Consider the following 7,114-nt stretch of genomic DNA (forward strand, 5'->3'; position numbering starts at 1 on the left):
AACGAGCAAGAGAAGGAGATTACCAACAAGAGCTTAGCCAATTATCTTTGTGGAGGAGATTCAATACCCCACTGATGGCGGATAAAGTCTTTATACATATTATCCCTGAGTAGCATCTGTTCGTATAACTTGACTAAAAAATCTTGAGCTTGTTCGTGGCTCATCGACTGTACCTGGGTCTCAAAAGAACGAATATTGAATTTCTGTTCTAAAGATAGTTCCATAGGGTTGGACATAAAAGTACCTCCTGGTTTTCTGGGGAACAACAAAATAATATCCAATTATATTGTAATTTAATGTAACAATTATTTGACAAAAGTGCCAGTTAAATGTTTTTGTCCGATTGTTCCTAAGATTAATAGCGATCGCCTTCTCGAAAAAATCTCTCCAAATAAAAGGAATACTGCTATATTTATGAAGGGCTTTGTTAAAAAATTAAAGAAAATAAATAAATAAATTGCCTAATAGTGTAAACATTCTGTAATAATTGAATGTGGTGCAGAATTTAAAATTCAATTTTCAAATCTGATTGATTGATATTTATTTAGTTAACAGATGTTTTCCTGCTACTGTGACAACAATTAAAAATAGCGTCATATTTAATAACTTGTTCATTTCAAGGTGCGATCGTACTATCCTTTATCCGATTGAATTTGGGGGTGGTATGTATCTTGGGCTGTTCATAGTTGTGTAAAGTAAGGTAGTCTACCAAAAGAATCATCTATAAAAAAGCTTTTGGAAATTTTTTTATATTTTGGCTTAGTTGCCACTAGAAAAGCGTTCGCTCTGCACACTATTTTAAAATTAACCTAGCTTGGGAGATATATTTTCATGTCTATTCGTTTATATGTAGGTAATTTACCTAAAGAAGAAATCGATCGCGATGCTTTAGCAAATATGTTTGCTGAAGAAGAACAACAGGTTACGACTAAAGTAATCAAAGACCGTAAAACTGGAAAATGCCGTGGTTTTGCCTTTGTTACCGTACCTAGTGATGAGGTTGCAGACCAGTTTATTGAAAAATACAACGGTCAAACCTTCATGGATAGTCCCCTCAAAATTGAAAAAGCTCTACCTCGTGCCAAAGCAGAAGATGGTGCAACTGCTGAAGGAGGAGACAGCCCCAAACGCAAAGGTGGTGGTAATAAGCGCAATAAAAAACAAGCTGGCGGTCAAAAACAGCAAGCTAGCGTTCAACCCGATCCTCGCTGGGCAGATGAATTGGCTAAATTAAAAGAAATGTTGGCTTCAGCAAACAACTAGGCTGGCAGTTTAGCTGTTTAGCTAAGAAACAGAAACGGTGGCAATTATGCCCAACACTGGGTCAGTTGTACGCCGTATTTTTTTATGCTTTGGGGAAGATATCTGGGAAAATGAGTTCCAGATTAAATTATCGATACAACCTAGGGAGATAAATATAAATGAGCGATCCAGTTAAAACCATGAAACAAGAAGTGGGAAGAGCAGCAGCAGCCCGCGTGAAATCAGATTCGATTGTCGGACTAGGATCGGGTTCTACTGCTGCTTATGCTATTGAGTATATTGGAGATCGCTTGGCAAAGGGAGAAATTAACAATGTCGTAGGCGTACCGACTTCCTTTCAGTCTGAAGTACTAGCTAAGCAATTCAATATTCCTTTGGTTACTCTGGATGCGATCGATCGCATTGATGTGGCAATTGATGGGGCTGATGAAGTAGATCCAGATAAAAATCTGATCAAAGGTGGTGGTGCGGCTCATACTCGGGAGAAAGTAGTCGATAAGCTAGCTGATGAATTTATTGTGGTAGTAGATGAAGGCAAATTAGTCGATAAATTGGGTTCGACATTCTTGCTACCTGTAGAGGTCATTCCCATGGCTGTTGCTCCTGTAATGCGTAGTTTAGCAAAATTGGGTGGTAAACCCGAACTACGTATGGGAGTTAAAAAAGCTGGTCCAGTGGTTACCGATCAAGGAAACTTGGTAATCGATGTAAAATTCGACCACATCAAAGATCCCGAAACTATGGAAAAAGAAATTAACAATCTTCCTGGAGTATTAGAAAACGGTATTTTTGTTGGCGTAGCCGATATTGTTTTGGTCGGCAAAATTGTTGACGGTAAACCCGAAATCGTCGAGTTTTAGATCGGACTATTTCTTTTCAACTTGAGTGTAGAGTGGGCGACGCAGAGCTAGTACTTTAGTGCATTGCCCACCTTACATCAAAACTAACAACTAATAACTAACAACACTAGCTTTTGGTATGTGCTGCGTAAGGTCAGTTACTTATTGGGAGAAGGTTTTAACTTAGTCAGCTTGAGAGTAAACTTACCGCCGCTAGTATCCCCGAAGGCGCGAACTCGCACAATGTATTTTCCTCCTTCCGTAATGCGAGAAAACAATAAGGAATTGGTTGTGCCGTCAGGACCATCATCATTTTCGGCTACTTTTGAACCATCCGCAGCAATTAGCATCACCATAGAGTCAAAATTATCGGAAGTCAGATCGATCGCCACTTGGTCGCCTTTTTCTAAAATAATGTGATAGTCTCTGGCAAAACCACCTTCTCCTGTAGGGATATCATTTTCCGTAAGGATATCTGAGATTATCTCTTCGGAAGAAATAGAAGGAGGATTGTAAATTTTACTTTGGGCTTGAGATGGAAAAGTTTGCAATCCCAACGAACTAAAAGTAGTAACCGCAGTTAATATATTAAACCAAGAAAAAACAGACCGAGTGACCATACTGAATGCAGCTTAGGAAATTTTAATTTGTTGGGTAAATGAAAAACTTAATATCATAATTATACGTTGACATTCTCTTTCAGTTAAATTTTTCGTCCGACAAGCTTTGTGCAGCAGAAAAAAGCGAGCGCAATTCCGTCAAACCAATTATTAATTACTCAATAATATGTCTATTACCGATTTAGATATTGATTTGGCTACTTACATAGATCATACTTTACTCAAACCCAGTGCTATTCCCGAAGAAGTCGATAAACTCTGTCAGGAAGCCTGGCGATATAATTTTCCCTCAGTCTGCGTCTATCCCACTGCCGTTAGGCAAGCTAAAGAATTTTTACACGACAAACAGCCCCAAGTAGCTACTGTCATCGGTTTCCCTACTGGTGCAGTGACCTCCGCTGTCAAGCTCTATGAAGCTCAAGAAGCAGTAGAAAATGGCGCGACGGAACTAGATGTCGTAATCAATCTTGGTTGGCTCAAATCGGGCAAATCTGACCTCGTATATCGAGAAATAGCTCAGATATGTTCGGAAACAGGACAAGCAGTTAAAGCAATCCTAGAAACTACGGTTTTAACCCCCGAAGAAAAAAGACTGGCAGCCGAAATCTGCCTCGATGCGGGGGTAGCATATCTCAAAACTAGTACGGGCTGGTTTGGTGGGGCGACGGTAGAAGATGTCAAAATCTTAAAAGAAGTTGCTAGAGGACAAATTGGTATTAAAGCCTCTGGAGGAATTCGCACCTACGAACAGGCAATTGCTTTGATTCAAGCAGGAGCTACCCGTTTGGGTACTTCTCGCGGTGTCGATCTGATCGGGCAACAAAATGATTCGGTAAAAACTAACTATTAACAATTAACCTTCAACAAAATAGATGAGTCAAAAATATAAAGCAAGGGGAATTATTTTAAAAGGCTCGTCTCTGAAAGAAAGCGATCGCTTGGTCACAATATTAACTCCCGAATATGGCATAATACGAGCCGTTGCCCCTGGTGCTAAAAAACACAAGTCTAGTTTAAGGGGTAGGACGCAATTATTTGTAGTTAACGATTTGTTGTTGATTCGCGGCAAGTCTCTCGATAAATTAATTCAAGCAGATACTATCTATACTTATCCTGTGTTGAGTCGGGATCTTGGCAAGTTAGCTTCGGCTCAATATTTGGCAGAATTATCGTTGTTTTTAGCCGTAGACGAGCAACCCCAAGCAGAATTGTACGAATTATTTAACGAACATCTGCGGAGAATCGAACGAACAGCTAAAGACGAGATTATATATCCTTATTTAGCCCAAGCAGTATTTCATCTAATTGCGATCGCAGGTTTAAGCCCTCAAGTATTTAATTGCTGTGTGACTAAAAAAACGATTTTTCTTGATTCTGTCAATGGAGATAGCGATTATATAGGTTTTAGTTTTGAAGGGGGCGGAATTGTCGATCTAGATGCTTGGTATGAAATTCAGCAGCAGCAAAAACAAGATCCCGATGAAGATGCAGAAGTTCGTTATAACAATCGGCTGCCAAAAATTAACCATCGCATTAATGTTTTAGAATGGGAGATTTTAAAAGGTTTAAATGGTGAAACCTTACTATCTTTCGATCGTTATTTGCCTGCCAACCATGGAGAAATGGGTACTTATGTTGATAATGGTACGCCAGACTTAGATTTAGATCGAGCTTGGATAAGAGTAGAAAAAATCTTACGAGAATACATCCAATATCATATAGGTAAGACGATTCGTTCGGCTAATCTAGTAGAGAGTCTGTATGTAGAGTTTTAAAATCCCTTTGGGATTGGGTAGTGGGTAGTGGGTAGTAGGCATGACTAACAACCAATGACTAATAACTAATAACTAATAACTAATAACTAATAAAAATGACATTATCAGAATCAGAATTAGATTTAGAGTCAGAGCAAATTTCAGCAGCAAAAGAATCTGAGGGTTTTGCCCCTGTATTGCAAAATAACCGTTTTTTGATTTTGTGGGGCGGTCAAATATTTTCTCAACTGGCAGATAAGATCTATTTAGTATTGACGATCGCAATTGTCGCTCAACAATTCCAAACTCCAGGACAACCAATCAGCCGTTGGGTATCGCCGATTACGATCGCTTTTACCATTCCTGCTATGTTATTTGGTTCTTTAGCAGGAGTATATGTCGATCGCTGGTCAAAAAAATCTATCTTAATAATTTCTAATTTAATTAGGGGTGCTTTAGTCTTAGCTTTACCCACAGTTTTATATTTAGCTCAAGGAAAAAACATTTTCACTTCAATTCCTTTAGGATTTGCCCTGATGCTGGCAATCACCTTTGCTGTATCTACTTTTACTCAGTTTTTTGCTCCTGCCGAACAAGCGGTAATCCCTTTAATCGTTAAAGACAAAGATTTACTAGCAGCTAACTCTCTCTACACTACTACCATGATGGCGTTGTTGATTGTTGGTTTTGCCATCGGCGAGCCATTAATCGATCTTGCCGATAGTTTGGCTTTAAACGCAGGTTTGCCCGTAGGGATTGGTAAAGAGATCTTAGTCGGGGGTGCATATGCGATCGCAGGAATTATTCTTTTAGCATTGACTACGGGAGAAAAAATTCAGCCATCGGAAAAAGAACAACCCCATCCCTGGGAAGATATTAAAGATGGCGTTAAATATTTGGGTAAAAACCAACAAGTACGCAATGCTTTAATTCAACTAATTATTCTCTTTTCCGTCTTTGCTGCTTTGGTAATTTTAGCGGTAAGCTTGGCGGATCGGATTCCCCAAATCGATGCCGATGAATTCGGTTTCTTACTCGCAGCAGCAGGAGTCGGTATGGGTGCTAGTGCGGCTATTTTGGGCAGTAAAGGACAAAATATCGGTCACGCTCGTCTCAGTTTAATTGGTTCTGTAGGGGTTGCAGCTTCCTTGGTGGGATTATCTTTTGCCACTCAAAGCCTGTGGTTAGCTCTAATCATGACAGCTTTATTAGGGGCATTCGCTGCTTTAGTGGGTGTACCCATGCAAACTACGATTCAATCCAAAACCCCCGTAGAAATGAGGGGTAAGGTATTTGGCTTACAAAATAATGCTGTAAAAATTGCTCTTTCTTTGCCTTTAGTGTTAGCAGCAGAAGCAGAAGCGCGGTTGGGACTATCGGTAGTATTGATCGGACTCGGCGCGATCGCTCTTTCAGGGGGAATTTTAACCTGGTATATGATGCGAGACTATAGTCTTACAACTAACAACTAATAGACCTGTTGGGAAATAAGAGAAAATCTTTGAACCATTTGAACAATTAGGCGATCGAACTCGTCTTGGTTTTGACCTGGCAATTTATAGCTTGAGAAGGATGTGTACCGCTTTGATAAATTGCTAATTGTGTAAGTAGATATCGATTTAAACATAAAATTAATTTAGATGAAAGGCTTAAAAGGTAAAAACGTTTTAGTTACAGGGGCAACATCAGGTATTGGACAAGCGATCGCAGCTTACTTTGCAACCGAAGGTGCTAATGTAGCTCTCAATTATCGCAACGATCCAGACAAGCTAGACGCTACAAAAGAATTAATCGATAGGATGTGTTCCCAAATCCGAGGTTGTGGAGGGAAAGAATTACCTGTAGAGGGGGATGTCTCGGAAGAAGCAGACATTATTCGGATGTGTAATGAAGCGATCGAAAAACTCGGTAGCCTAGATATTTTGATTAACAATGCAGGCATTCAAACTTCTTCTCCTTCCCATGAATTGAAAACGGAGGATTTCGATCGGGTAATCCAGGTTAATCTACGGGGTGCTTATCTTTGCGCTAGAAAAGCCATTAAACATTTTATAGAGCGAGGTTATGACGGCACTATTATTAATATTTCCAGCGTCCACGAAATTATTCCTCGCCCTCAATATATTAGTTATTCGATGAGTAAAGGTGCAATGGAAAACATGACCAAAACCTTGGCTTTGGAGTATGCACCTTATGGTATTCGAGTTAATGCGATCGCACCAGGTGCTACCGCCACACCTATTAATAGCTGGACAGATAATCCACAGAAAAAAGAAGAAGTAGAAAGTCACATTCCCATGGGAAGGGTGGGTACATCAGAAGAAATGGCAGCAATTACGGCTTTTCTGGCTTCGGATGATGCTAAATATATTACGGGTCAAACTTTGTTCGTTGATGGGGGTTTAACTTTATATCCAGACTTCCTTAAACCTTGGTCTGCGGGAGAGTAATTTCTTTAGTTTGGGTTAACAAGATCGATTTGTTGAGATAGCTAAAACCCACATTCAGCAGCCCTATAGATGAAGCACGAAAGAAACATGGATTCAAGATTGGGAGCATTGCTCAGAAGTAGCTAATTATCCAGCAATCTTGAGCAGCAAATAAATACAATTGAATTCCTACAGAACTTTGACTCTAT

Annotated in this window: 8 protein-coding genes; 6 read left to right on the plus strand and 2 right to left on the minus strand. The window is 39.7% G+C overall.

Annotated features, from left to right (window positions below; all coding sequences use genetic code 11):
• Positions 1–41: 41 nt before the first annotated feature.
• Entirely contained in the window at positions 42–236 is a 195-nt protein-coding gene (locus AC33VI_RS17355) for an NblA/ycf18 family protein (RefSeq protein ID WP_491783519.1), read from the minus strand.
• A gap of 595 nt (positions 237–831) precedes the next feature.
• On the opposite strand from AC33VI_RS17355, the gene AC33VI_RS17360 reads away from it, so the two are divergent.
• On the plus strand, positions 832–1,263 hold the full coding sequence (locus AC33VI_RS17360) for an RNA recognition motif domain-containing protein (RefSeq protein WP_491783520.1): 432 nt from the start codon (positions 832–834) through the stop codon (positions 1,261–1,263).
• A 158-nt stretch (positions 1,264–1,421) separates the two neighbouring features.
• Positions 1,422–2,123, plus strand: a complete 702-nt coding sequence (rpiA, locus tag AC33VI_RS17365; protein WP_491783521.1) for a ribose-5-phosphate isomerase RpiA — start codon at positions 1,422–1,424, stop codon at positions 2,121–2,123.
• Positions 2,124–2,260: 137 nt separating this feature from the next.
• Here the strand turns inward: rpiA and AC33VI_RS17370 are convergent, their stop codons facing one another.
• Complete coding sequence (locus AC33VI_RS17370) at positions 2,261–2,722, minus strand: PPC domain-containing protein (protein WP_491783522.1); 462 nt, start codon at positions 2,720–2,722, stop codon at positions 2,261–2,263.
• Positions 2,723–2,888: 166 nt separating this feature from the next.
• On the opposite strand from AC33VI_RS17370, the gene deoC reads away from it, so the two are divergent.
• The 4 genes from deoC (at position 2,889) to AC33VI_RS17390 (ending at position 6,926) form a co-directional block, all read left to right on the plus strand.
• Complete coding sequence (gene deoC, locus AC33VI_RS17375) at positions 2,889–3,572, plus strand: deoxyribose-phosphate aldolase (protein ID WP_491783523.1); 684 nt, start codon at positions 2,889–2,891, stop codon at positions 3,570–3,572.
• Positions 3,573–3,594: 22 nt separating this feature from the next.
• Positions 3,595–4,497: a DNA repair protein RecO gene (gene recO, locus AC33VI_RS17380; RefSeq protein WP_491783524.1), complete on the plus strand. Its 903-nt coding sequence runs from the start codon at positions 3,595–3,597 to the stop codon at positions 4,495–4,497.
• Positions 4,498–4,592: 95 nt separating this feature from the next.
• Positions 4,593–5,948: an MFS transporter gene (locus AC33VI_RS17385; RefSeq protein ID WP_491783525.1), complete on the plus strand. Its 1,356-nt coding sequence runs from the start codon at positions 4,593–4,595 to the stop codon at positions 5,946–5,948.
• Positions 5,949–6,116: 168 nt separating this feature from the next.
• Complete coding sequence (locus tag AC33VI_RS17390) at positions 6,117–6,926, plus strand: glucose 1-dehydrogenase (protein WP_491783526.1); 810 nt, start codon at positions 6,117–6,119, stop codon at positions 6,924–6,926.
• Positions 6,927–7,114: the final 188 nt, after the last annotated feature.

The sequence above is a fragment of the Waterburya sp. genome, assembly GCF_058530065.1.